This is a genomic window from Streptomyces sp. NPDC090442, from assembly GCF_044769405.1.
Lineage (GTDB): Bacteria > Actinomycetota > Actinomycetes > Streptomycetales > Streptomycetaceae > Streptomyces.
In genome coordinates, this window is the sequence record NZ_JBIVXW010000059.1 from 1 (window position 1) to 24109 (window position 24109).

The window sequence follows — 24109 nt, forward strand, 5'->3', positions numbered from 1 at the left end:
GGGTCTCCGGGGGTGGTAGGCCAGACTGCTTCGCTTTACGTCTGGCCTACCACCCCCTCCGACCCGTCCCCTCCCGTTGAGGGGTGGATTTCTCCAGGTGGGGGCTAGTCGCTGTGGTCCTCTGACGGTCACTGCCCGGCCGCTGGGGGCATCTGTCCTCTTACGGTCACCGCTCAACCCAGCGGCCCGAGTTGACCCACCGGGAGGGCGTGGCACTCACCGGTTTTCCCACCCTCCAACGGGAGGGGGAGTAGTGATAGGACCTGCCTGACCCGCCCCTCGTGTAACCATCCATCGCTCTGAGTAGCCGTTGGTGGGCGGGCATGCGAACGGCCACCCTCCGTGACGTTGGAGGGTGGCCGTTGGGGGTTTGCTGGGTTCAGTCGTTGTACATCTCGCCCGAGAGCATGTCCCGGGCCATGGCAGTGATTACGTCCTGACGTGTCCAACCGTCGGTGATCAAGGCTTCTGGGTAGTTAGGAGGCAGACCTTCCTCCACCTTTTGAACGATGTCCTCGATTTGGAATGTAATTCCCGTGTCCACCGCGATGGGTGCAATTACAGCTACCACCGCTTCGGTGCGCCGAATCAAATCGTGCGCAAGGGCGTCGTAGCCATCCATGGTATTCATTCAAGTACCGTACCGAATCAGGGGGTTACTGGGCGCTGATACGTAGAACCTACTCGTTCAGTGTGTAGCCTTGAGGGTCCGTTTGGTAAGTGGCGTGCGCTTCTTCACTTTGGTGTCGCACTGGTCGGCAAGTATGTGCGTCACGTCTTCGGTGGCTTCGGCAAGTGGTTCCCTGACTGCTTCTCGTGTTCGTGTGATCACTTCGCGGTCGAGTGGACTGCCCACTGTGCACTGCCCCTCATTGGTCTCGTAGAAGTCCTTGCGGTTGAAGGTTCGTTCTGACGCCAGCTTGATGACCATGCTGTCAACGTGTGGGCGGGCGACTTCGATTAAGTCAAGGGTCATGCTGTGCGACTTGTGTTCCTTGGGGCGGTGCAACAGCCCTAGTTCAGGGTCAAGTCCTAGGGCGTGGCAGGCTAGCCGGGCTTCGGCGTAGCCGATTGCGTACCCCAAGTTCAGCATGGCGTTGAAGGGGTTTACAGCCTTGCGGGGTGTCTTCCCCGTGTATTGCAGTGAGGATGAGCGTGTTTGGAACGTCGTCCAGTGTTCGGGCACGTCACCTCGGAACTTGATCGGGGTTCCCTTGAGGCTTCGCCAGTAGGAGTAGCTTGCTTTGGCTTCGATGGCGGAGATTTCAGCGAGAGTTGTCACGTCGTGCAGCCGGATCAAATGGTCTTTGATCTTGGGGTTTCCCGTGACTTCGTACTGTCCAGTGATCTTGCGTTCCATGATGTACCGCACGGCATCGATGCTTCCGAGTGCTTGCGCCCGGTGAAGTCGCCCCTCGTAGTACATGTTCTCCGACGTCATGATGACGTCACCGGCGGGGTCAAGCATGACGACGCTGATTCCCACGTTCTTGCACCAGCGCATCGCGTCGATGGTCACGTATCCATCCACGGCTTTGATGATGATGCGTTGCACTCGTCGTTCGATGCGGGAGAGTTTCTCTGTGCGGCGGTGGGGGCCGAAGCCATCATGGATGACCAACTGTCCGCGTTCTACGGCGAGTTTGGCCCCGAAGCCCTCAACGATGAGTGTGGGGCCGATGATGCGGGGTGCGAAAATCTCAGCCAATTCGGGGAGTTCAGCATCCGTCATACTTAAATTCTACCGGCCCCACCTCAACACGTCTGGGTTTTACCCAACTTGGGGGCGGTTCTTGCGCCTCAATCGTCGCCACATGCGCCGTAACCGTCCGACTTTCACGGTCACAGTCTGGAAGACCGCGTTCCCTTCCCCATCGATGTGAGCCACCAACTTCCCACCCGCGTCGTACACGTGCAATGAATCGAAAGCGCGTTGGGTCCCTTCACCCCACGGCATCAGATCAGTCCTTCAAGCTGAGTGAAAAGCGTCGCTGTAGGAGGGTTGACACCAACATCAGTGAGCCACACGAGATAGAGCCGCGTTCCGGGCGGGATGGAAACCTTGTGGTAGGGCTCAAATTCACGTGTGGTGGCACTCGGGGCACCGGAAATCATCACACTGTCGTTGCGAAGTTCAAGGGTAGTGTTCGGCGGGATACCGGTTGGCGGGTTGATCGCTATACGGTAGAAAGTTCGCGGCCGGTTGTCCGGTGGAAACTGAATCACCCAGACTTGTTGCCCGGGGGCACCGAATGCGGTTCCGTCTACAAGTGAGCCTTGTTCGGTGATTGGCGATAGCTCAGACACGTTTTTTCCCTCGTTATAGGTTCGAATAAATGCGGAACGCCCCGACGCGGGGTCGGGGCGTTGTTGCGCACGTGCTTACTTGAGCATGGCGATTACCTGGGGGAGCATCGCGGCATACTGGGCGGGAATTGGTTGCCGTTCGCTGGTTCCGGTGTTTGGATCGACGATTTCGACGCTGAATGTGTCGTCAGCTTCACGGTACAGTTCTGCCCGCATGATCAAGGTTGCGTCAGCCATTGTTGGCCGCCTTGAACAGAATGCGGGTCCCTTCTTCGGTTTCCTCCCGACGTGTTGACACGTGGTAGGGGAACCGTGCGGAGCGGTTGACGTACTGGAGTAGCTTCGCGAGTTCTTCGGCTTTCTCGGGTGTTTCGAACTTCGCGGAAAGCCATACGCCCTTCTTGGCGCTGGTGGAGATGCTTTCCAGTAACCAGGTGGGGAGGCAGGGGCCGGGGCGTCCCCGGCCGGTGGGAACCTCGTTCTCCGGCACGGTCTCAATCGGAATTTCAGACAGCACGTGAATCCCCCATGTACTCGCACTCTTACTCGAACACGCGTCCAAGTCTAACCCGACGGTAGCGAGATGTCTCGTAAATAAATCGTGGCTGGTTGACCATGAGTTGGTCAAGCGCCGGGGGCATATGACATTGGCGAACACTATGTTTCCCTCACGTATTCCCGAGGGTGTCATAGCTGCCATTCGCGCCCTACGGGCACCTCCGCCACGGTCATGAGCCCGGTGACGTGTCGCGCTTCGCCCGATCCGGCCACGATGAGCGGTTGTGTACCGAACAGAATGACTTGGTTGTCTTGCCAGCGCATGACGTGTTCCGTCTCGTCCCCCCGCTCTATTCCGACCAGCGAGGAGGTTTCGAGAGATTGTGTGAAGACGCGTAGGGGGCTGTGTTCGTCGAACGTGGCGGACAGTAGCCGCACCGACCAGACGTAGCCGCTTTCGGGGGCACCGACGGTCGCGGGGAGCGGCCCCGAGTAGGGGATGCGCTTGTACCTAATTCCGCTACGCCAGGGGCCGAGTTGGTCAGTGAGCACCTGACTAAGTTCGTCCTGCGTGAGGAAATCGACTTCGGCGCCGGCTTTGATTTTGAACTTCATAGGTTGTCCTTTGCGAAGAAGACCAGTCCGATGATGAAGAACACGACACCCACCGCGATGAATGTGACCTTCATTCTGTTGGTCCACCACCACGTCAGTAAGGTGCCTATTTCCGCGAAAGTCTGAGAGATCATCGCGAACGGCACAGCAATCGCGGATATCAGTCCGCCTAGCCCGAAGTCGAGAAAACCCGCGTTCTGCGCCGACGCGGCCCCGCCCTGCCCTACCCCTGGCGGTGCTCCACCATCGGCCGGGGCGTGACCCCCCAGAGCGCCGGTCGTGGTCCTCCAGGCGGCGTGCACGGTCTCAGCGCCCCGGCCGGAGTAGTACGACTCTGCTGGAGCCTCCGCAGCCACCGCAGCTTGCTCTGCGGCTTGCTCGGGATTCGAGCGCCACAGGGACTCGGGCTGTGCTGCGGCGCCACGCTGGTATGCCGACAGCATGTAGCGAGTCGCCCATGCGGGGTTCTGCGCCTGGGCGGCTGTGACGCCCGGGTGCGCGGGCAGGTGGATTTGGAAGGGGCCGAAGGAACTCCCGTTGTCGCCCACCGCGTTGGGGTTCCAACTCGACTCCAGTCGGGAGCCAAGCAGCATGGATTCCCGAACGTGGGGGTCGCGGGTGGCGTCAAGGATCGCTTGCACGACGGAGTCAGCCAAAGTACTTGCTCCGTGACGGTGCCTTGGGTTCCTTCTTCCGCTCGGGCTCTGTTTCGGCTTCACCGGTTTCCTCGGGCGGTTCCTTCTCTCCACCCTCGTTCTTCGGGGATTCAGGCGCCGCGAAGCCGAAAGCCTTCTTGAATGCTTCCGCATTACCCCGGAAAATGATGATCTCTTCCGTTCCGGCCTTGTCCACCTGGTCAGCGATCTTTTCGGGTTCCGCTTCTTCCTGTTCCTGTTCTGCTTCCTCCATCAATCGCGCAAGAAGTGCTTTTTCTTCGGCGCTCAAACGTGCCATGAGTTTCCCTGCCTTTTCCGGGTGGTCGTGGGGCCGCGAGGCACCCTGTGTTTTCTCGCTCTGACCAGCGGAAACGCAGGTGTCGGTATGAGTGATTGGGAACGCGCCCACCGTTTCCTGGAATTCGCTGGCATGCTGTGAGTGTAAGCACTCGCCGCCCGATCCGGGGGAGTCATGTCGATACCACAAATTGAGTTCGATGTTCTCGAATCCGAACCGACAGCAGCACCAAAGGAACCGAAGCCAGGGGAAAAGTCGAAGAAGGGGCGCGGTCGCCGGTCGAATGCGTCGATTGAGGCTGAGATTCGCGACCAATTGCAGGCGTTCATGCAGCTTGCCGCCCTCTTTTGGGGAACACGGGATGACGTGTGCGCCGGAGTTCTCGGGCAACAGGCGCCCTTGATCGCGGAAGACCTAGCGGCCCTGGCCATGAAAAGCGAATGGGCGAGGAAGTACCTCACTCGGACCGCCGACATGGGTCGAGTAATCCCCCTGCTCATGCACATCACGCCGGTTCTCCAGGCGGTACGGATGCACCACATCACCGCACGTTTTGAGAACGGGGGTGACGATGCCCCCGGAACGAATCCCGTGGTCTGAACTCGGCCCGGAATTCATCAGCTCATGGGGGTGGCCGGGCGGGAAGTGGGAACCCGAACACTTGGCGATCCTGGGGCCGACGGGTTCCGGGAAATCGTTCTTCATGACGCACATCATCGACCAACGGGCCAAACGCAGCGGCGCGAACGCGGTGATTATCGCGACGAAGCCAGCGGATTCCACCATGACTCGACTCACCAGAACCGGTGAGTGGAAGATGCGTCGCACATGGCCACCGTCCTACGGCGAGGAACGCGTCATATTCTGGCCCAAGGCAACGGGACTTGCTGAAGGTGTTCAGCAGCAGCGCAAAGCCATCTATGACGTTCTCGCAGAAACCTGGAAACCGGATGCAAACACCATCGTGGCGTTCGATGAAATCGCGTACGTCGAGCAGGATCTACGTTTGCAGCCCTTCATTACGAAGTACTGGAGAGAGGCAAGGTCCCTCGGAATCACAATTGTCGCTACCACACAGCGACCCCGCTACGTATCGCGCTATATGCACTCAGAACCAACGTGGTCCGTGGCTTTCCTGCCCAGCGATGAGGACGAAGCCAAACGCGTAGCTGAGATTATCGGCGGACGACGCAAGTACACCGAAGTATTGATGTCTCTTGAGCCCCGAGAATTCCTCATCATTCATCGCAGAAAGCGACTCGCGTACATCTCACGGATTGCGTAGTACCCTGGCCGCGGGGCCTTTCCCAAAAGCATTTTCCCAAGGTTTCTCGGGGTTTCTCTTCGTTGTGTTGAGCGGGGGTGAATATGCACACGCATTTTAGTTCCATGGCGGCGCTGGGTGCCTTTCTCGGAATAGTCGTGGTGGGCACCTTTTGGCGCCTCATTGCAGCACATCTGACAGCTTCCAACAACTCTTTTGCGAACCATCTCGGTAAGGCAATGGCTTTCCAGTATTGAAAGGGTCACTTACATGCCTGCTGCCACTAATGGCGCGAACGGTGCGGCGCCGGGTTCCACGGTGAGCGCGACCGGCGGTGTTCCGTTCGTCGTCGGCTCTAACCACTACAGTGAACAGAACTTCCAATTCTCGCTGGTTCAGGACTCTTCCGCTCACGAATACGTCCACAACATCACGCCCGGCGGATTCCTGCGAGGTATTCGTATTCAGGTCAGCAACTCGGGCGGTTCCGGTAGCGCCAAGTATCACGATGATGCGCCATGGTCGATTATCCAGAGTATTTCCCTGGAGAACATCGACGGCAGTCCCATCAAATACCCCATGAATGGTTTCTCCTGGTACCTCCAGAACAAGTACGCGGCCCCCTGGCACGGCGACCCCGCACGCGGGCCCCGGGCGCACAACATCGGGCACTCCGGCGGGAATTTCTCCTTCGAGCTGAGAATGTTCCCCGAAATTCGTGACACCGCCGGTGTCCTGGCGAACACCGATGCTCGGGCGCAGTACCGCATTCGTATCACGATGGCGCCCGCTTCCCAGGTCTACAGCACTGTTCCGGCGACCATGCCGATTACCACCGTCACGGGCGTGATGGAAGCGTGGGCACAGACGGATACGGCTGACTTGCACGGCAATCCGATCCAAGCCCGGCCGGATGGTCTGGCGGTTGCTGCGATTACCCGGCACCAGATTCTGACGCTGAACGCGGCCGGGGCCGACAACACTTTTCAACTCACCAACACGGGTAACGAGGTTCGGTGCCTCATCATTGTGGCCCGTGACTCAAAGGGCGCCAGGCAGGACTATCTGTCGTCGCCGATCCGTTTCCGTCTTGATGACCGTTCACTGTCGGTGTTCTCCCCGACAACTCTGGTCAATAAGATGACGGACTTTTATCCGTTCCTCTCCAATGGTACGAGCCATCGGGAGACCGGTGTTTACGTCATTCCGCGATTCCGGCGCCCTGGTGACCTCATAGGCGAATACTGGCTCGGTACGTCCAACGCCACGTACTTGGTGATCGAGTCGGCCACACCAAACGACGCTACCAACGTTCCCGGAACCGCCGAATTCATCACGGATGAAGTCGTACCCGTGGCACCGGTTCCGGTGGAACTTGAGGGGGTGTGAGCTAGATGCAATACCGACTCGGCATGAATCTCGGGGGTTCATCCGACGATATCCCGAACGGCCAGCCAACCAACAGCCCGAATTTCTCTCGAAAGGGCGGTGTCACGTCCTGGCACCCCACCACGGTCTATCTCGTCCTGTTGGTCCTGGCCGAGTTCGGCACTTACGCCTTCCTTCGCCATGTCTTCCGCAATGCTCACGGAGGTTGACACTACATGAATAAGCACGTCGTTATTGCGTTCTTCGTCGGATGGCTGGCGGCACTATTGATCTCCCCGACCATCCTCATGGCCGGTTTTAAGGGACTCCGCAATGGGACCTAGATTCACAACCGGTGTCGTTCTCGGTGCAGTCGCCTACGCGCTCCTGGCCGAGTTCTTCCGCCAGTTCTCGGCACGCCTGGTGATCGCCGAAGCCACCGAACTTTGCCGTCAGTCATGGGCGACGTAATCGGGCTACTGCTGATGGGGGTGGGCGCCATGCTGATTTGGATCGGTGTGCACGGCCACGAAGGCACCATGTCAGAGATGCTTGGTCAGTTCTTCGGCAAGGTGCAGGCGAACGAAAAGGGGGGCGGCAGTGCCTAGCGAAAAGGTGCAGCAGGCCGCCCAGGTTGCCGCCAAAGTGGCACCGATTCCCGCCGTCAAGGCGGGCGCCATGGTGGTTGCAGCGAAGGGAGCCAAAGACCAAGCAAGCGGGAAGGCCAAGGGAGCCCCAGCGCCGAAGGGGAAAGCGAAGGGGAAGAAATCCCGTGTTCCACTCCCCAAGGCCACTGGACGCTACCCGCAGGCGGTAAAGGCGGAGTTCATTGCTGCTTTGATCATCATCGCGCTCTATCCCCTAGTCGCGAAGAATTTTTCTCCCGTGGCGTGGCTCAAACGCCTTATCGCGGTATGGCTGACATTCGTTTTCCTGATGCTGGCTTCAAAGTTCGGAGCCAGGACAGGAAAGGTCGCTGCGGGACTGGGCGGTTTGATTGTCCTCGGGCTGCTGGTCTACGGAGGTTCGGCCCGGGAAGGACTCCTAGTCTCCGGCGCATTGGGGAGACTTGGCAAGGCGCTTCAGTCCGATGATGGGGCGTCGAACGCGAAACAATCCAGCGACACGAAGACGCAAACGCTGTTCTCCGGTGTGACCTGGCCGACCACCAACAGCAATTTCGGGGCCGGGATGGGAAACCAGGGCAACGGAACTCAGGCGAACGGAAGTCAAGGAAATGGGAGCGTGAGCACGTGAACAAGGTAGTTGACATTCTTACCGGCGTGATCATCGTCGCCGGAATCATGGTCCTGGTGCGCCCGGGATCACAGGGACCCTCACTGGTCAACTCGGTTGGGTCCTCGTTCTCTTCGATGATCAAGGCAGCGACGGGCGGAGGGTCCTGGTCATGATGAGCCACCGCAGTAGCACCCCGTTGCCGTACGCCCGGCCCCGCTACGACACCGCCACCCCCCGACGCGGTGACGCGTCCGGCGGACCGCCCGAGAGCGGCCGGATACGTCGCGCCTGGGGGCGCATTGAGCGGGTCGGCGGGCCCGTGTTCGCCAATCCCTCAACGGCCGTTGAGACGCGTCGCAGGGGGCCCTACTGGCGGGCCGGGAACTACCGACCAGCCGCCGACCCAATCCGGTGGACCGACTCTGGCCCCATCCGTGCCGAGCTGCACATGGATACCCACACCTGGCGCCGTTGGTCGGGCGGGTCGCACCAGGACCGGGAAGGGCTCCACACCGGCACCCCCGTGGCCATGAGGACCGCCAGGACGAAGGGCAGCAACAAGCCCAAGAACATGACGCGTCCTCGACGCGCCAGGCTCACGGAACAGCGCTACCGAGGACAGACGTACTCAGCCACCACCCAGGTGATCGGGGGCCGTGATGGCTGAGGGGGTGGACCGCCAGTTCTTCACCCGTGATCTTGGCCCGTGGCCCATGTGGGTGTGGATTCTCGGCGGGGTCGCTGGCATGTACTTGTGGGAGCGTTTCAAGGGGGCCGCGGGAAAGAAACCCGCAGGTCAAGCTACACAGGCGGCGACTGCTGGGCAGGGCCAGGGCCAGGCCGTGAATGCGGGAGTGGTCCCCACTCAGGCGCCGACGGTGTTCGTGCTCCCCCAGGGCGTCACCACGGATGACGCCGTGCGGGTTCAGGGTGGCGGGACGGGCAACTCGGGGACCAACTCCGGTAACCCTCCGGGGAGTTCGGGGGGTTCGGTCAAGGCGCGACCAGGGGGCGGGGCAACTTCCGTATGAAAAAGTATCTAGTTCTGTTGAGGATTCGACTCGCAATTCGCATCCGTTTGCGTCGCCGCAAGCCCAATAGTGCGGGACTTCCACCAGCATTCCCCACTATCGATCCGCGTTCGACCATACAAAAGACGAATATGTAAACGCTGGCAACGGTCGAGAGCATCCGCCTACAGTGATCACTCACCCGGCAACGCACGGAGGTCACATTGCCGCGTAAAGCGCAGAGCACCGACGTAACCACTATCCCCGAAACGGATGCCGCACGATTCACAGACGAGGAAATCGCCCGAATCCAGGAAGCGGGATTCGAATCCGTCGCAGCGCATGCCGCACTGTTCGACAAGTTCTCGGATTCTTACGAGGTCATCAAGGATAAGCGAGAGTTGGTCGCGGTTCCGTTCGTCTCACTGGAGTGGCAGTTCCACGAGGGCGATAACGGAGAATTCGTGTCAGCAGTCATCATGCAGCGGGACAACTCCCTCTCCGTTCTCAATGACGGTGGCACCGGAATATACCGTCAGTACAAGCAACTGACCGAAAGCATCGGACGCCAACGGGGGCCGATCATGCACAAGGGCGGGTTGCGCACCTCCGAATATTGGTTCAACCCCCACACGGGTGACATCTCCCGTAAGCGCCCTGAAGACGGGGACTGGAGGAAGGCCACGACCTTCTACCTGACCTGATTTCGGAAGCTGGTGGGGCACACGTCATGGGGAACGTGTGCCCCACCTTTCCTTTAGCTGAAAGGGGCGTGTGGTGGCCAGTCGCCGCGAATGGTCCACTCTCAGCGACGGCTACCGATCACGGCTCGAACGAAAAGGCATCGACCGTGCGGCCTACGAATCCGGGGCGTCCCTCAAAACTGCACGAGGGCACAGGGATACACCCGAGCACCCACGCGACGCGGCCCGGCGCCCGACCGATTTCACGGCCTACCGAGTACGCAACGCGAAGAAAATCAACGTACTCACGGACAACGGACTACGTCGGGTGCGACTCGACAAAGCCGACCGGAGCAAAGTCGCTCAGCATTGGAACGCTGCGAAGATATGGGCTAAGAAAGGTCAATCCGAAAGGATCAACGCAATGGCGGGGGTCACTGTGCAAGATGTGGACACCGGGGAAAACATCCCCCTTGCCGGAGCGAGCATGGACCTTTACGAACTCGCCCTCACCGGGCAAATGAACGTCGAATCCATCTACGTTGCCGCGTGAAAGGCGAATCGTGCGCTACGAAGAGCACCACATTGCCGGACGTCGGAACTCATCCGCCACCACACGACTCTGTGTCGAATGCCACCGCCGCATCACCGCATGCCAAGGGGCGCTTGGCGTGCCACTTTCCGGAACCACCCACGAAACCCAACGCACCGCCGCTATGGTCCTGGGACTACTCATCATCGTGGAGACGATCACCAATGTCTACGCCCGACGAATTGCCGACCGCTACGGACTCCACCCCGACGCCCGAGTCGGATACCGAACCCCTCGTGTTACCTAAGCCCGAAGACCTCATCCCGACGAAACCGCGCGTCATGGACGTCATCATTCGGGGGCTCGAACCGTGAGGCACATTCTCGTTTTCGATACTGAAACCACCGCCGACACCGTACAAAACTTGAACTTCGGTGCCTGGCGCATCTACGAACTCGACTACAAGGGGCAAATCCTCACCCTGATCGAGGAAGGGATTTTTCACCAGGATGACTTGCCGGAACGCGATCCAGAAGGGTTCGCGACGCTGCGAGAATACGCCGAGTCCCACACGGCCCCGATTGATCACCGCATCCCGTCGATGTCGGTCGCCGTTCGCAAGCTGCATTTCCTCTCTCGCGCCGAATTCGTCGAACACTACCTATGGCGCCGCGCCTACCGATACCGCATGGGTGTCGTAGGCTTCAACCTTCCTTTCGATATCTCCCGAGTCGCCATCGACGTAGGCGCCGCACGAGGTTTCTACGGCGGTGGATTCTCATTCAAACTCTGGGAGGACAACGACCACTGGCGCCCCCGACTTCGGGTCAAGCACCTGGATTCGAAGAAATCGTTCATCGGATGGGGCACCACACCCGAGCACAAATGGCGCGGACTGTTCATTGACTGCCGCACTCTGGCATTCGGCTTGACCAGTACGCCACACAGTCTCGAATCGGCTTGCCGGGCGTTCGGAGTTGAGGGCAAGAACCCCATAGTCGAACACGGCCTCATCACGCCCGAGTACATCGACTATTGCCGTGAGGACGTAGCGGCTACTGCCAGGCTTTTTGACGCCATGCTGGCCGATTTCTACAAGCACCCCATCCCCAAGTTGGCACATCAGGTCTACAGCCCCGCCACGTTGGCCAAAGGTTATTTCGAAGCCATGGGCATTACTCCGCACATGGGCCGTTCCTCGGTTCCGGACGATGTGCTGGGGTACACCATGAGCACGTTCTTTGGCGGCCGGGCCGAAGCACGCATCCGACGCACCACCGCTCCCGTGACGGTACTGGACTTCACGTCCATGTACCCCACGGTCGGTCACCTCATGGGTTTGTGGGACCTGATTACGTCCGCTGATATTCAAGCTGAGGAATTCGACCTTGATCTGTCGAACGTCGATGTGGACTACTGCCTGAATCCCGATAACTGGCCTAGCTTCGTCGGCATAGCCCAAGTCATGCCGGATAGGGACGTGTTGCCGGTACGCGCGAACTACGGGCTGAACGAGACTCCCAATATCGGCGTGAATTACTTGAGTGCCACCGAACCTTTCTGGTACGCCATTCCCGACGTAATCGCCTCCACCCTCCTCACCGGAAAGGCCCCGATGGTGTTGAAGGCGTACCGGTTCACGTCGGCTGGCCGCGCGTCCTCACTTCAACCGGTCTCGCTCCTGGGGCGCATCGACGTATCCCCTGAGGAAGATTTCTTCAAATACGCAGTGGAGGAACGCCAACGGGTGAAGAACTCCGATCCACAATTGGCAGCGCTTCTCAAGACGGTAGTAAACTCGGGGAGTTACGGGATTTTCGCTCAGGTCAACCGCAAGAAATTCGCCCAACCGACCCCGGGCAAACTGCTGCACCGTTCCGGGGTAACCCAACGCATCAGCACAGAGAAGGAAACACCGGGCGAGTATTGCTATCCGCCATTGGCGACCATGCCGACTTCCGGAGCCCGACTCATGCTCGCACTTATGGAGAAAATCGTTCTGGACGCTAGGGGTTATTACGCGTTCATGGACACAGATTCCTGTGCGGTGACGGGGGCCGATCCCGATGCCATCATTGAGCGATTCGATGCACTGAACCCCTATGACCGTGACCTCGTGCCACACATGCTCAAGAGGGAGTTTGACGGATTCGCCTACGTCATCAGTGCCAAGCGTTACGTCCTTACCGACGCGGCCGGGAACATCGTCAAGAGTTCCGAACACGGTTTGGGCTATCTCATGGCGCCGGAGAAGGGTGGACATAGAGCGTGGATCGAGCGTTTGTGGCGTGCCATTCTCGACGACGAAGAACCAGAATGGGGAACCCTCCCTGCCCTCATGCGTCACAGTGTTTCATCGTGGGGACTTTACAATGCCTTCCGCACCCTGAATGCGAAGAAGCCCTACCCGCAGCAAATGAAACCCTTCAACTTCATGATGATCGGGCAGATTGACCCCATGTACCGGGCCCCGGAATCGGGATTGCTCATCGCGCCCTTTGAGGCCGACAGCGCCAAATGGGATCGCGTGATATGGGTGGACAGGAACAACCCCGACAAGCCCATCAAACGCCCACCGCTCGTTGCCTTCCAAGACGTCATTGACGACTATGCCGTTCACCCGGAATGGAAATTCGAAGACGTCAACGGCCAATACTGTCTGACAACGACCCGAGGAATACTCAGGCGCCAATGGATACACGCTCCCAGCGCCACCACGGTAGGCAAGGAATCCAACAGTCTTGAGGGGGCTGAACTACTCGACGCCGAAGGAATCGCACCGGTCCTTTTCGGGAAAACCTGGGAAGACTGGTTCCCTCTCGTTGATTTCTTCCTAGACCAGTGCATCGAAAGCAACGTCGCGTCACGAACTCAAGTCAAGCAATACCGGAAGGGCAGCAAACCCCGACCGAAGAAAATGAAGGAAATCATTCAAGCCAGCGCACTCTATGCCTGGCGAGACCTCAGAGGAGAACACGTGGATTCAATTCTGAATCGCGACCCGCTACACGTACTGCAAACCTGGTACCACATACACCACGGCTGAAAAAACAAGGACCCGCCAGCCCCACACTGGCGGGTCCCACCATGCAAACTACCAGCTAGGTGACACTGAAGTGCTGCAATGAATGCAGACCATTTGGTCGCCGTTCCTCACGAACGAGTGAGTCCCATCGGGGCTGTTAGGGCACATGTGCAGTCCCCTCCTTTGCTACCAAATGACGTTGACGACGTGCCCACAAGCGCACTTCATCTGATTACCATTGACGTCGTAACGGTGTTGCCCGTCGGCATAGGCGGGACACATAGCGCAGTCTTCTCCTTGAATTGATAGTCGTGGTGTTGACAGTTCTCACACTTCCAATGCGAGAACGAGCCCCACTCACGCGGGGCAACCCCGCCCTTCCCCGGAAACCCCAAGAAAGGGCGGGACAACTGTGCGACCGGGACGGCACTCAGGTCTACGTCCCCGGATGGTCCGCAAGGACAGCGGCGAAGGACTCTTCCGCCGTCACCTGGAAGTAGACGTGGCCGGTGGCATCCACATGTCGGAGACACCAGTCCCGGGCTTCATCCTTGGACGGGGAATCGAGACTGAAGTCAGAGCAGACCCAACACTTCCCCACGTAGCCAGGGCTCGACTTCGCTCGCAGCGTCCATTGCAGGAACCTCTCCGGCGCTGTCATGACGCACTGCCCGGAGGTTCCGACGTGCCCTGTAGGGCGTCGATGCAGGCTTCCAGGCGACGCTGCATCTCCTCCAACTCGTCGTCGGTTAGCTCATCGACCCATGTGGAACGGGCCTTGATGTCGTCCCGACAGGCGTCGAGTTGGCGGAACAGGTCCCGGTACCTCACGTGCCGGTGCCACCACTCCTCGACCTTCCAGAGCCATCGCGTCCAGCGCATCAACGCTTCGCCTTCCGCCTGTGGGCGTGGGTCGTCAACTCCACAGTGCACATGGCGGCTTTCCCATACTGTTCGTCCTTCCGGTGCGCCGCCCGTTGCTTCACCAGCTCGGCGCACACGTCGCACCCCTCAACCGGCTTCGGCTCCGGGAACGGGTCCGACAGATACACGGGGTCACTCATGCGGGGAGCCATCAGCACCCCACCTCCACGCCGTGAATCCAACGCGGCCCGGTGTCGATGCCATAGGCAGCCAGCCACAACGCCCGGCGCCGGGAACGCTGCAACCGCCGCTCCTGGTGTCCCTGGTGGGCTAGGACGTACGGGCGGACGAACGCCACGTCCTCACCCCGCAACGGCCGTTCGTTGGCGGGGACGTGGGGGATGGTGAGCGTGGGGGTGTCGGGGTGTTCGGGGGCGGGTGGTGTGTCGTCGGACCGGTGACGCCCCTGTGAGGGCAGTAACAGCCCCAACAGCGTTTCGAAGATCGTTCGGATAGTGTGAGGCACGTTGTCAACCTCCTGAGGGTTGATAGCCACGCCCCCGGACGTTCGCCGCTCCAGCAACGTCGCGGGGGTCACTTCTGTTTGCACACCGCTTCAGGGATGCGGCTGGCACCTTTCGCGCACATGTCCAGCCACCTCCAATCGGGCGTGCCTGTAGGCGAGTTGCTACGAAGCGCAACCCTGGCGACTAGAGTGCACCTGCCGACACAGCATGCGCAAGGCATGAGAATGCATACCTTGCATCTGCTGTCTGAGCTTGATGGAGGGTCAGTGGACGGTAAGAATCGGCCTACCTCACATGCATATGAAGGGTGGGAGTCCGTGCCTCCGAAGCGGCAGATTCCAACTGTCCGTCTGCGTCGTCTTGCTGCGGAACTGCGGCGGCTGCGCAACGAGTCCGAGCTGACCAGGGAAGATGTGACAGGGCGGACTGGCATCAACGAAGCGACGCTGTACCGCATCGAAACAGCGCGTGTCCGCCCCCAACGTCGCACGCTGGTCGCCCTGTTGGATCTGTATGGCGTTCGTGATCCACAGCGTGGCGAAGTTCTGGCGCTGTTGCAGGGAGCGAACAAGCAAGGGTGGTTGCGGCCGTATCACAGCGAACTACCCGAGGAATACACTGCGTACATCAGCTTTGAGACCGAAGCGTGGGAAGTTCGCAACTACGAGTCGCTGTTCATCCCTGGCCTGTTGCAGACCTCGGACTATGCACGGGCAGTGATCAGAGGGACATTGCCCATGGCCAGTACCGAGGCGGTAGAGCAACGAGTACAAGCACGAGTTGAGCGGAAAGCGGTGCTCACAAAGGCCGAGCCGCTACGTCTTTGGGCGATCATGGACGAAGCTGCGCTGCGCCGGATGGTGGGCGGTCCGAAGACCATGCTTGAGCAGATGAAGCACCTTGAGCGGATGGCGGATGAGCCGCATGTGACACTCCAGGTGATCCCCTTCAGTGCTGGAGCGCATGCAGGCATGCCCGGGTCCTTCGTGCTGATGGGCTTCGCGGATGCTGAAGATCCAGAGATTGTCTACCTGGACAGCATGGCCGGGGACCTCTTTCTTGAAGCCGAGATCGACGTACGCAGGTACGGCGTGATGTTTGACAACCTGCGTGCTCAAGCCCTCAGCCCCGACGGCACGCTGAACTTGATCACTACACTGATAGGCGAGATGCAGTGAGGGGAGGTACAAGCATGCATGAACTGGATCTTACGAGCGTGAAATGGCGCAAGAGCACTTACAGCAGTGGAAATGGTCAGTGCGTCGAGGCAGCGTTTCTTCGTGAGGCGGTGGCAACGCGTGACAGCAAGAACCCTCAGGGGCCGGCCCTGGTCTTCCCGGCCGAAGGTTGGTTGGCGTTCGTATCCGTCATCAAAGAAGGACAGTTCCCCGACTGAACCGCCCGAAGCCAACCCAACGGCCACCCTCCAACGTCACGGAGGGTGGCCGTTCGCATGCCCGCCCACCCACGGCTACTCAGAGCGACGGATGGTTACACGAGGGGCGGGTCAGGCGGGTTCTATCACTACTCCCCCTCCAACGGGAGGGGGCGGGCCGGAGGGGTGGGGGTGCCAGACGTAAAGCGAAGCAGTCTGGCACCCCCACCCCTCCGGCCCGTCACCGCACCCGACAGCCCCGCGCAGCGGACCCATCGGCTCGCCCCGCGCAGCGGGACCGGCAGCGGACCAGGCAACGCGACCCGCCCCGCGCAGCGGGACCGGCAGCGGACAACAAGTCCGCGCCGCAGGCGCAAAGAACAGCACCCCGCGCGGCGGGACAGACGGCAACGTGGGAAGCAGCCGGCCGCAGGCCCACGGCAACGTCCGGCTAGTACCAGGAGTCCCGCGCCGCGGGCAACGCGGCGATCTCCCGGAGATCCTCCGGGGTCAACACCAGCTCCGCCGCGTTCGCGTTCTGCGCGGCCCACCGTTCCTTCTTCGTGCCCGGGACGGGGACCACGTGGCGGCCCTGGGCGAGGGTCCAGGCGAGTGCCACCTGCCCGGGGGTGGCCCCGTGGCGCGCGCCGACGCGGCGCAGGCCGGCCACCACCGGCTGGTTGGCGGCCATCATCTCGGCGGTGAAGCGCGGGTGTCGGGCCCGTATGTCGTCCGGTTCGAAGCCCTGGCCGGGAGTGAGGGTGCCGGTCAGGAAGCCGTTGCCGAGCGGCATCGCGGCCAGGAAGCCCACGCCGCGCGACTCGCACCACGGGAGCAGTTCGACCAGCGCCTCCGCCGCCCACACGGACAGCTCGGCCTGCACGCTGCTGACGGGGAACACCTGCTGGACGCGCTCCAGTTGGCGCAGGGTGCCGTCGTGCAGGCCGGGGCGGCGGAACGCCCGGCCGTCGGGCGCGCTCCGGGCCGCCCGCGGGCCGCGCCAGGTCCGGGCGGCCCGGGCGCCCACCGCGCACAGCCCCAGCGACCGCACTTTGCCGGCCGCCACCAGTTCCGCCATCGCCCCCCAGGTCTCCTCGATGGGTACTTCGGGGTCCGCGCGGTGGAGTTGGTAGAGGTCGATGTGGTCGGTCTGGAGCCGGCGCAACGACGCGTCGCAGGCGCGCTTGATGTAGCCGGGCCGCCCGTTGGCGACGATGTGCTGGTCGCCGGCGAGCAGTCCGCACTTGGTGGAGACGAAGGCGTCCGCGCGGCGTTCCCTGAGCACCCGCCCCACCAACAGCTCGTTGGTGAACGGGCCGTACATGTCCGCGGTGTCCAGCAGGCTGCACCCCCGGTCGAGCGCGGCGTGCAGCGCCCGCAGCGATCCCTCGCCGCTGCGCTGCGACGCGCTGTACCCCCAGCTCATCGGCATGCAGCCGAGGCCGATCGCGCCCACCTCCAAGGCCGCCGCGCCGATTGTCCTGCGCTCCACCTGGTCGTGCCTCCGTCCCCTCGCCCCCGATCAAGGGCCAGACCAAACTAACGTCTGAACCAAACGTCTCTTCGCATAGCCTCGGGCCATGGCAACCGCAGACCCGCACTCCACCCCCGGTGACGTCTGGCTCCCGATCGCGCCCGGTGAGATCGACGGCCTTCCCGAGGGGCTGAATTACGTCCATTGGGACGCCGGTCCCGAGTACCCCGCCGACCCCGCCCGCTGCGTCTTCTACGCCGTCCCGTACATGAAGCCGGTCGACGTCTGCCTGCGCCCGTTGGCGCGGATGAGCCGGGTGCGGGTGGTGCAGACCCTCACCGCCGGGGTCGACAACCTGCTTCCGGGGCTGGACCGGATGCCGCCCGGTGCCCAGTTGTGCAACGCCCGCGGGCTGCACGACGCCAGCACCGCCGAGTTGGCGCTCACCCTGACGTTGGCGGCGCTGCGCGGCATCCCGGAGTTCGTCCGGGCCCAGGAAACGGGCGCGTGGCGGCCGGAGTTCCGCCCCGCGCTCGCCGACAAGTCGGTCCTCATTGTGGGCTATGGTTCGATCGGCAGTGCCATCGAAGACCGGCTCACACCTTTTGAATGCGCGCGGGTCACACGCATCGCGCGCACCGCACGTGACACTGTGCGCGGTCCGGTGCATCCACTGTCTGAGCTGTCCGCCCTCTTGCCCGCCGCGGACGTCGTCATCCTCGCAACTCCGCTCACCGAAGCCACCCGTGGCCTGGTAGGATGCGATTTTCTGGCCCGGATGAAGGACGGCGCACTGCTGGTGAACATCGCTCGGGGAGCGATCGTCGACACCGCCGCGCTCCTCGCCGAAGTGGAGTCGGGACGGCTGCGCGCCGCCCTCGACGTCACCGATCCGGAACCGTTGCCGGCCGACCATCCGTTGTGGCGCGCTCCCGGCTTGCTCGTCACTCCACACGTCGGGGGCCCCAGTTCTGCCTTCCTGCCCCGTGCGAAGCGGCTGCTGCGAGCCCAGTTGGCACTTTTCGCGGCCGGCGAGCCCGTCCGGTACGTCGTCGCCACCGCACCGGAATCCGAAGTGGATCGCTCTACGAGTCCGTAAGGCTGCTCTCTGTATCTACAAATCCCCTCGATGTCACGCTCCGTAGAGGCGCTATGTCCCTGAGTGACGGTCTGGTGTATCGTCCGAGCGGGGAAAGCGCCGGGATCGTCACGGCGAGACACGAAAGATCCGGAACCGAGGGGGGCGACGGGCGATGCACTGCCGATGGATGATCCGCGAGATGCGCGATCCACGACCGCCCGCAGGAATGCCGCCGGGACCCCGCGCGCACCGATCCCGACGCGGTCCGGCACGGGTGAACGGAAGAGCACAGTGAGCGCCCCGGGGGCGATGCTCGCCCGCCCGCCCGTGCAGACCGGCAGCGCACCGAGCCCGGTCCCGCAGATCGTGCTGGCCGTCGTCTGCGGCGGCTACGCCGTCGGCTCCGCGATGGGCTGGGGCTCACCGCGACTGGCCGGGTTCATGGGGGACTTCGGGCTCAGCCTGGCCGCCCTGGTCGCCGCCGTCTCCTGTGGGCTCTACGCCCGCCGGTACGCCACGCCCTTCCGCCCCGCCTGGGTCCTGTTCGCCGTCTCCTCCGGGATGGCCGGGCTCGGCAACGGCGTCTGGGGCTACTACGAGGTCGTCCGGCAGGCCGCGGTCCCGAGCCCGTCCATGGCCGACTTCTGCTTCCTGCTGTTCGCGCCGCCGGCCATCGTCGGCCTGCTGGTGCTCGCCAAGCGGCCGGTGACCCGGGCCGGTTGGGTCTGCCTCGGGCTCGACGCCTGGTTGATCGCCGGCTCGCTGCTCACCCTCTCCTGGAGCCTGGCGCTCGCGCACACCGCGCACTTCAACGGCCGCTCGGTCGCCGAGGGCGCGCTCTCGCTGGCCTATCCGCTGCTGGACATCGTCCTGGTCAGCATGGTCCTGGCGCTGCACTTCCGGCGCTCGTCCGTGCACCGCTCCGCGATCAACACCGCGATCGCCGCACTGGCGTTGACGGTGCTGTGCGACGCGCTGTTCAGCTCCCCGCTGCTGCACGACCACTACCGCTCCGGCCAGATCCTGGACGCCGGCTGGTTCGCCGGCTCGCTGCTCTTCGCGTACGCCCCGTGGGTGGGCCGTCGCCCCGGCGCGGACGCCACCGTGCCCGCCGGCCCCACCGGGCAGTTGAACCGCCCGCAGACGCCGCCCGGCAGCCGTCCGATCGCCGGCTCGCTGGCCGCCCTGACGCCGTATCTGGCCGCCGCCGTCTGCACGTTGGGCATCCTCACCAACGTCCTGGACGGCCGGCGCATCGACCGCGTGGTGCTCTTCACCGGCTGCACGGTCGTGCTGGCCCTGGTCGTCCGGCAGGGCATCATGCTGCTCGACAACATCACCCTCACCCAGGAACTCGCCCAGAAGGAGAACCACTTCCGCTCCCTGGTCCAGGGCTCCAGCGACGTCATCATGATCGCCGCACCGACCGGCGTGCTGCGGTACGTGAGCCCGGCCGCCGCCGGGGTCTACGGCCGGGACGCCGAGGAGCTGGTCGGCTCCGAACTCGCCTCGCTGATCCACCCCGAGGACCTGGGCCGGGTGGTCCACGAGGTCCGCCGGTTCCTCGCCGCCTCGCCCGAGGCCGAGCCGACCACCCGGATCGAGTGCCGCTTCCGGGCCGGCGGCCAGCGGGCCGGCGGCGACGGCTGGTTGAACGTGGAGTCCACGGTCAACCGCCACCACGGCGGCCTGATCTTCAACTCCCGCGACGTCACCGAGCGCGTCCGGCTCCAGGCCCAGCTCCAGCACAACGCCTCGCACGACGCGCTCACCGACCTGCCCAACCGCGCGCTGTTCACCGAGCGGGTCACCAAGGCCGTCACCGGCCGGCGGGCCACCGACCACGACACCGCCGTGCTCTACATCGACCTCGACGGCTTCAAGCAGGTCAACGACACCATCGGCCACCAGGCCGGCGACGAGCTGCTGATCCAGGCGGCCCGGCGGCTCGCCGAGTCGGTGCGGGCCGGGGACATAGCGGCCCGCCTCGGCGGCGACGAGTTCGCCGCGCTCATCACCGGCGACGGCACCCGCGACCACGCGGCCCGGGAGTTCCGCATCCTGGAGATCGCCGACCGGCTGCGCCTCCGGCTCTCCGAGCCGTACCGCATCGACGGCCGGGACGTCCGGGTCGCGGCCAGTATCGGCGTCGCCTTCGCCGAACCGGGCATCAGCCCCTCGACCCTGCTGCGCAACGCCGACCTGGCGATGTACCGCGCCAAGCAGGCCGGCAAGGGCCGGGTCGAGCTCTACGCCCCGCAGATGCAGGACGAGGTCGCGCACCGCGCCGAGCTCGCCAGCAAGCTCCGTACCGCCCTTCAGGACGGCGAGTTCGCGCTCCAGCACCAGCCGGTGGTCGAGCTCGCCAGCGGCAAGATCACGGCCGTCGCCGCGCACGCCCGGTGGCGGTCGGCCGAGGGCATATTCTTCACCCCGGCCGAGTTCCTCCGGGTCGGCGACCGCGGTCGGCTCACCGACGAGGGCGGCGAGCGCGCCGCCGAGTTGGGTCGCTGGCAGCTTGAGGAGGCGGTCGCGCAGGCCGCCGCCCGGCACCTCGCCGGCCACCCGGTCCCGATCGCGGTCCGGCTCTCCGCCCGTCGGCTGCTGGACCGTGCCCTGACCCCCAAGGCCATCGAGGCGCTGCTCGCCCGGCACGGTCTGCCCTCCGGCGACCTCGTGTTGGAGCTGTCCGAGAGCGACCCCCGGGTTCCGCTCGACGACCTGGAGCGGCGGCTGGTCGCACTGCGCCGGCTCGGCGTGCGGATCGCGCTGGACGGCTTCGGCAGCGGATGCGCCGCGATGGGCGCCCTGCGCCGGCTCCCCATCGACGTACTGCGGCTGGACCGCGGGCTGATCGACGGGGTGGTGGAGTCCCCCCGGGAGCACAAGATCACCGCCGGGCTGCTGCGGATCGCCTCCGACCTCGGCATGCGCTCGGTCGCGGAGGGCGTCGACCTGCCCGAACAGGTCCTGGCGCTGCGCTCCATGGGATGCACGCACGGCATGGGCCTGGCCTTCTCCGGGCCCCTGGACGAACCGCGGCTGCGCCGGGCGTTGACCCGCGGCAGCTACCCGGTGCCGGACCTCACGGGCCCGGGTCGCGCGGTGGTGCTCAGCGGCAGCCGACCGGCCCGGCGGGCGGCGGTCGCGGGAGCGGACGCGCTGGTGCATCCGCCGTTGCGCCCAAATAGTGAGACCTCCGTCCCACCCACTTGACACTCAGTGCGCGTGAGGGGGAGGGTCAGTGCCATGCGCACCCGAATTCTCGTACTTGGAAAGCGCGTCGGCTGAAGCTGGGACCCTGACGAACCCGGCTGACCACACCGACGCGCTCCCCTCGCTTGCCTCACGGCACGAGGGGTTTTTTGTTGCACCGCAACCTCACAAATCCGTCAAAAACCCTCAGCTTCGAGAAGAGACGCAGATGACCGAGCAGGCCACCGGGGCCCACCATCCGCAGCCGCGGACCCGTAACTCCGGCGGATCGCAGCAGCCCGCGACCGTCGAGCACGTCACGGGCGCGCAGTCCCTCATCCGTTCGCTGGAGGAGGTCGGGGCCGACACCGTGTTCGGCATCCCCGGCGGTGCGATCCTTCCCGCCTACGACCCGATGATGGACTCCTCGAAGGTCCGGCACGTGCTGGTGCGGCACGAGCAGGGCGCGGGGCACGCCGCCACCGGATACGCCCAGGCCACCGGCAAGGTCGGGGTCTGCATGGCGACGTCCGGGCCGGGCGCCACCAACCTCGTCACCCCGATCGCCGACGCGCACATGGACTCCGTCCCGCTGGTCGCGATCACCGGTCAGGTCGCCTCCAAGTCGATCGGCACGGACGCCTTCCAGGAGGCGGACATCTGCGGCATCACCATGCCGATCACCAAGCACAACTGGCTGGTCACCGACCCGGCCGACATCCCCAAGACGATCGCCGAGGCGTTCCACGTCGCCTCCACCGGCCGCCCCGGCCCGGTCCTGGTCGACATCGCCAAGGACGCCCTCCAGGCGCAGACCACCTTCGTCTGGCCGCCCCACACCGACCTGCCCGGCTACCGCCCGGTCACCAAGCCGCACGCCAAGCAGATCCGCGAGGCGGCCCGGCTGATCGCCGAGTCCAAGCGCCCGATCCTCTACGTCGGAGGCGGCGTCCTCAAGGCCGGCGCCACCGCCGAGTTGAAGGTGCTCGCCGAGCTGACCGGCGCCCCGGTCACCACCACCCTGATGGCACTGGGCGCGTTCCCCGACACCCACCCCCAGCACGTGGGCATGCCCGGCATGCACGGCGCGGTCACCGCCGTCGCCGCGCTCCAGAAGGCGGACCTGCTGATCACCCTCGGCGCCCGCTTCGACGACCGGGTCACCGGCAAGCTGGACTCCTTCGCCCCGGGCGCCAAGGTCGTGCACGCCGACATCGACCCCGCCGAGATCGGCAAGAACCGCGCCGCGGACGTGCCGATCGTCGGGGACGCCCGCGAGGTCATCGCCGACCTGATCGTCGCGGTCCAGGCCGAGTTCGACGCGGGCCACAAGGGCGACTACAGCGCATGGTGGAAGGACCTCAACCGCTGGCGCGAGACCTACCCGCTGGGCTACGAACTGCCCGACGACGGCAGCCTCTCCCCGCAGCAGGTCATCGAGCGGGTCGGCAGACTCGCCCCGGAGGGCACCATCTTCGCCGCCGGCGTCGGCCAACACCAGATGTGGGCCGCGCACTTCATCGACTACGAGCAGCCCGCCACGTGGCTGAACTCCGGCGGCGCCGGCACCATGGGCTACGCCGTGCCCGCCGCGATGGGCGCCAAGGCCGGCAAGCCGGACCGCACGGTCTGGGCGATCGACGGCGACGGCTGCTTCCAGATGACCAACCAGGAACTGGTCACCTGCGCGCTCAACAACATCCCGATCAAGGTCGCGATCATCAACAACGGTGCGCTGGGCATGGTCCGCCAGTGGCAGGCCCTCTTCTACAACCAGCGCTACTCCAACACCGTGCTGCACTCCGGCCCCGAGGACGTCAACCCGGAGGCCCGGGGCACCCGCGTCCCGGACTTCGTCAAGCTGGCCGAGGCGATGGGCTGCGCCGCGCTGCGCTGCGAGGACCCGGCCGACCTGGACAAGGTCATCGAGGAGGCCAACGCCATCAACGACCGCCCGGTCGTGGTGGACTTCATCGTCCACGAGGACGCCCAGGTGTGGCCGATGGTCGCCGCCGGCACCTCCAACGACGAGGTGATGGCCGCCCGGGGCGTCCGTCCCGACTTCGGCGACAACGAGGACGACTGACAGCCAGGACGT

Annotated in this window: 24 protein-coding genes; 13 read left to right on the plus strand and 11 right to left on the minus strand. The window is 63.6% G+C overall.

The annotated features are described in order from the left end of the window. Positions 1–379: 379 nt before the first annotated feature. From ACIQU6_RS32280 to ACIQU6_RS32315, 8 genes are all read right to left on the minus strand, one after another. Positions 380–631, minus strand: coding sequence for a hypothetical protein (locus ACIQU6_RS32280; RefSeq protein WP_403485272.1), 252 nt, complete (start codon positions 629–631; stop codon positions 380–382). A 57-nt stretch (positions 632–688) separates the two neighbouring features. Beyond that, a complete protein-coding gene (cas1, locus tag ACIQU6_RS32285; protein WP_403485273.1) occupies positions 689–1732 on the minus strand; it encodes a CRISPR-associated endonuclease Cas1 in 1044 nt (347 codons plus the stop codon). A gap of 224 nt (positions 1733–1956) precedes the next feature. Beyond that, entirely contained in the window at positions 1957–2307 is a 351-nt protein-coding gene (locus ACIQU6_RS32290) for a hypothetical protein (protein WP_403485274.1), read from the minus strand. Between the two features lie 75 nt (positions 2308–2382). After that, positions 2383–2544: a hypothetical protein gene (locus ACIQU6_RS32295; RefSeq protein WP_403485275.1), complete on the minus strand. Its 162-nt coding sequence runs from the start codon at positions 2542–2544 to the stop codon at positions 2383–2385. Then, positions 2537–2797, minus strand: coding sequence for a hypothetical protein (locus ACIQU6_RS32300; protein ID WP_403485276.1), 261 nt, complete (start codon positions 2795–2797; stop codon positions 2537–2539). The genes ACIQU6_RS32295 and ACIQU6_RS32300 overlap by 8 nt, the downstream gene beginning before the upstream one ends. A 197-nt stretch (positions 2798–2994) precedes the next feature. After that, a complete protein-coding gene (locus ACIQU6_RS32305) occupies positions 2995–3420 on the minus strand; it encodes a hypothetical protein (protein ID WP_403485277.1) in 426 nt (141 codons plus the stop codon). Next, positions 3417–4076, minus strand: a complete 660-nt coding sequence (locus ACIQU6_RS32310) for a hypothetical protein (protein ID WP_403485278.1) — start codon at positions 4074–4076, stop codon at positions 3417–3419. The genes ACIQU6_RS32305 and ACIQU6_RS32310 overlap by 4 nt, the downstream gene beginning before the upstream one ends. Beyond that, entirely contained in the window at positions 4069–4485 is a 417-nt protein-coding gene (locus ACIQU6_RS32315) for a hypothetical protein (RefSeq protein WP_403485279.1), read from the minus strand. The genes ACIQU6_RS32310 and ACIQU6_RS32315 overlap by 8 nt, the downstream gene beginning before the upstream one ends. A 63-nt stretch (positions 4486–4548) precedes the next feature. Here ACIQU6_RS32315 and ACIQU6_RS32320 point away from each other — a divergent pair, with 63 nt between their 5' ends. From ACIQU6_RS32320 to ACIQU6_RS32355, 8 genes are all read left to right on the plus strand, one after another. Then, positions 4549–4974, plus strand: coding sequence for a hypothetical protein (locus ACIQU6_RS32320; protein ID WP_403485280.1), 426 nt, complete (start codon positions 4549–4551; stop codon positions 4972–4974). After that, entirely contained in the window at positions 4946–5659 is a 714-nt protein-coding gene (locus tag ACIQU6_RS32325; RefSeq protein ID WP_403485281.1) for an ATP-binding protein, read from the plus strand. Before ACIQU6_RS32320 ends, ACIQU6_RS32325 begins: the two co-directional genes overlap by 29 nt. A gap of 249 nt (positions 5660–5908) precedes the next feature. After that, a complete protein-coding gene (locus tag ACIQU6_RS32330; protein ID WP_403485282.1) occupies positions 5909–7027 on the plus strand; it encodes a hypothetical protein in 1119 nt (372 codons plus the stop codon). Positions 7028–7464: 437 nt separating this feature from the next. Beyond that, positions 7465–7614 (plus strand): hypothetical protein, encoded by a 150-nt coding sequence (locus ACIQU6_RS32335; RefSeq protein ID WP_403485283.1) that lies wholly within the window; start codon positions 7465–7467, stop codon positions 7612–7614. Beyond that, positions 7607–8263, plus strand: coding sequence for a hypothetical protein (locus ACIQU6_RS32340; RefSeq protein ID WP_403485284.1), 657 nt, complete (start codon positions 7607–7609; stop codon positions 8261–8263). The genes ACIQU6_RS32335 and ACIQU6_RS32340 overlap by 8 nt, the downstream gene beginning before the upstream one ends. Positions 8264–9479: 1216 nt before the next feature. Continuing rightward, positions 9480–9959, plus strand: a complete 480-nt coding sequence (locus ACIQU6_RS32345; RefSeq protein ID WP_403485285.1) for a hypothetical protein — start codon at positions 9480–9482, stop codon at positions 9957–9959. A 73-nt stretch (positions 9960–10032) separates the two neighbouring features. After that, positions 10033–10491 carry a hypothetical protein gene (locus ACIQU6_RS32350; protein ID WP_403485286.1) on the plus strand — a complete coding sequence of 153 codons (459 nt, stop codon included), beginning with the start codon at positions 10033–10035 and terminating at the stop codon, positions 10489–10491. Positions 10492–10840: 349 nt separating this feature from the next. Then, on the plus strand, positions 10841–13516 hold the full coding sequence (locus ACIQU6_RS32355; protein ID WP_403485287.1) for a hypothetical protein: 2676 nt from the start codon (positions 10841–10843) through the stop codon (positions 13514–13516). Positions 13517–14152: 636 nt separating this feature from the next. Here the strand turns inward: ACIQU6_RS32355 and ACIQU6_RS32360 are convergent. Next, entirely contained in the window at positions 14153–14377 is a 225-nt protein-coding gene (locus ACIQU6_RS32360; RefSeq protein WP_403485288.1) for a hypothetical protein, read from the minus strand. A gap of 193 nt (positions 14378–14570) precedes the next feature. Beyond that, complete coding sequence (locus ACIQU6_RS32365) at positions 14571–14885, minus strand: hypothetical protein (RefSeq protein ID WP_403485289.1); 315 nt, start codon at positions 14883–14885, stop codon at positions 14571–14573. A 318-nt stretch (positions 14886–15203) separates the two neighbouring features. On the opposite strand from ACIQU6_RS32365, the gene ACIQU6_RS32370 reads away from it, so the two are divergent. Both ACIQU6_RS32370 and ACIQU6_RS32375 read left to right on the plus strand, forming a co-directional pair. Beyond that, positions 15204–16064 carry a helix-turn-helix domain-containing protein gene (locus ACIQU6_RS32370; protein ID WP_403485290.1) on the plus strand — a complete coding sequence of 287 codons (861 nt, stop codon included), beginning with the start codon at positions 15204–15206 and terminating at the stop codon, positions 16062–16064. 14 nt (positions 16065–16078) lie between these two features. After that, on the plus strand, positions 16079–16282 hold the full coding sequence (locus tag ACIQU6_RS32375; RefSeq protein WP_403485291.1) for a DUF397 domain-containing protein: 204 nt from the start codon (positions 16079–16081) through the stop codon (positions 16280–16282). 430 nt (positions 16283–16712) lie between these two features. Here ACIQU6_RS32375 and ACIQU6_RS32380 read toward each other — a convergent pair whose 3' ends face one another. Beyond that, positions 16713–17753 (minus strand): aldo/keto reductase, encoded by a 1041-nt coding sequence (locus ACIQU6_RS32380; protein WP_403485292.1) that lies wholly within the window; start codon positions 17751–17753, stop codon positions 16713–16715. A gap of 88 nt (positions 17754–17841) precedes the next feature. Here ACIQU6_RS32380 and ACIQU6_RS32385 point away from each other — a divergent pair, with 88 nt between their 5' ends. The 3 genes from ACIQU6_RS32385 (at position 17842) to ACIQU6_RS32395 (ending at position 24097) form a co-directional block, all read left to right on the plus strand. Then, positions 17842–18834 carry a 2-hydroxyacid dehydrogenase gene (locus ACIQU6_RS32385; RefSeq protein ID WP_403485293.1) on the plus strand — a complete coding sequence of 331 codons (993 nt, stop codon included), beginning with the start codon at positions 17842–17844 and terminating at the stop codon, positions 18832–18834. A 273-nt stretch (positions 18835–19107) separates the two neighbouring features. Beyond that, complete coding sequence (locus ACIQU6_RS32390; RefSeq protein WP_403485294.1) at positions 19108–22032, plus strand: putative bifunctional diguanylate cyclase/phosphodiesterase; 2925 nt, start codon at positions 19108–19110, stop codon at positions 22030–22032. A gap of 208 nt (positions 22033–22240) precedes the next feature. Beyond that, the gene (locus ACIQU6_RS32395) at positions 22241–24097 is read left to right on the plus strand and encodes an acetolactate synthase large subunit (RefSeq protein WP_403485295.1); all 1857 of its coding nucleotides are present in this window, start codon (positions 22241–22243) and stop codon (positions 24095–24097) included. The last annotated feature ends 12 nt before the right edge of the window (positions 24098–24109 follow it).

Excerpts from the sequence above, each read along its gene's own strand:
- ACIQU6_RS32375 (WP_403485291.1), top strand. The coding sequence starts at position 16,079 with ATGCATGAACTGGATCTTACGAGCGTGAAATGGCGCAAGAGCACTTAC.
- ACIQU6_RS32295 (WP_403485275.1), bottom strand. The coding sequence starts at position 2,544 with ATGGCTGACGCAACCTTGATCATGCGGGCAGAACTGTACCGTGAAGCT.
- ACIQU6_RS32280 (WP_403485272.1), bottom strand. The coding sequence starts at position 631 with ATGAATACCATGGATGGCTACGACGCCCTTGCGCACGATTTGATTCGG.
- ACIQU6_RS32395 (WP_403485295.1), top strand. The coding sequence starts at position 22,241 with ATGACCGAGCAGGCCACCGGGGCCCACCATCCGCAGCCGCGGACCCGT.
- ACIQU6_RS32360 (WP_403485288.1), bottom strand. The coding sequence starts at position 14,377 with ATGCGCTGGACGCGATGGCTCTGGAAGGTCGAGGAGTGGTGGCACCGG.
- ACIQU6_RS32330 (WP_403485282.1), top strand. The coding sequence starts at position 5,909 with ATGCCTGCTGCCACTAATGGCGCGAACGGTGCGGCGCCGGGTTCCACG.
- ACIQU6_RS32320 (WP_403485280.1), top strand. The coding sequence starts at position 4,549 with ATGTCGATACCACAAATTGAGTTCGATGTTCTCGAATCCGAACCGACA.
- ACIQU6_RS32325 (WP_403485281.1), top strand. The coding sequence starts at position 4,946 with ATGCCCCCGGAACGAATCCCGTGGTCTGAACTCGGCCCGGAATTCATC.
- cas1 (WP_403485273.1), bottom strand. The coding sequence starts at position 1,732 with ATGACGGATGCTGAACTCCCCGAATTGGCTGAGATTTTCGCACCCCGC.
- ACIQU6_RS32385 (WP_403485293.1), top strand. The coding sequence starts at position 17,842 with ATGGCAACCGCAGACCCGCACTCCACCCCCGGTGACGTCTGGCTCCCG.
- ACIQU6_RS32335 (WP_403485283.1), top strand. The coding sequence starts at position 7,465 with ATGGGCGACGTAATCGGGCTACTGCTGATGGGGGTGGGCGCCATGCTG.
- ACIQU6_RS32305 (WP_403485277.1), bottom strand. The coding sequence starts at position 3,420 with ATGAAGTTCAAAATCAAAGCCGGCGCCGAAGTCGATTTCCTCACGCAG.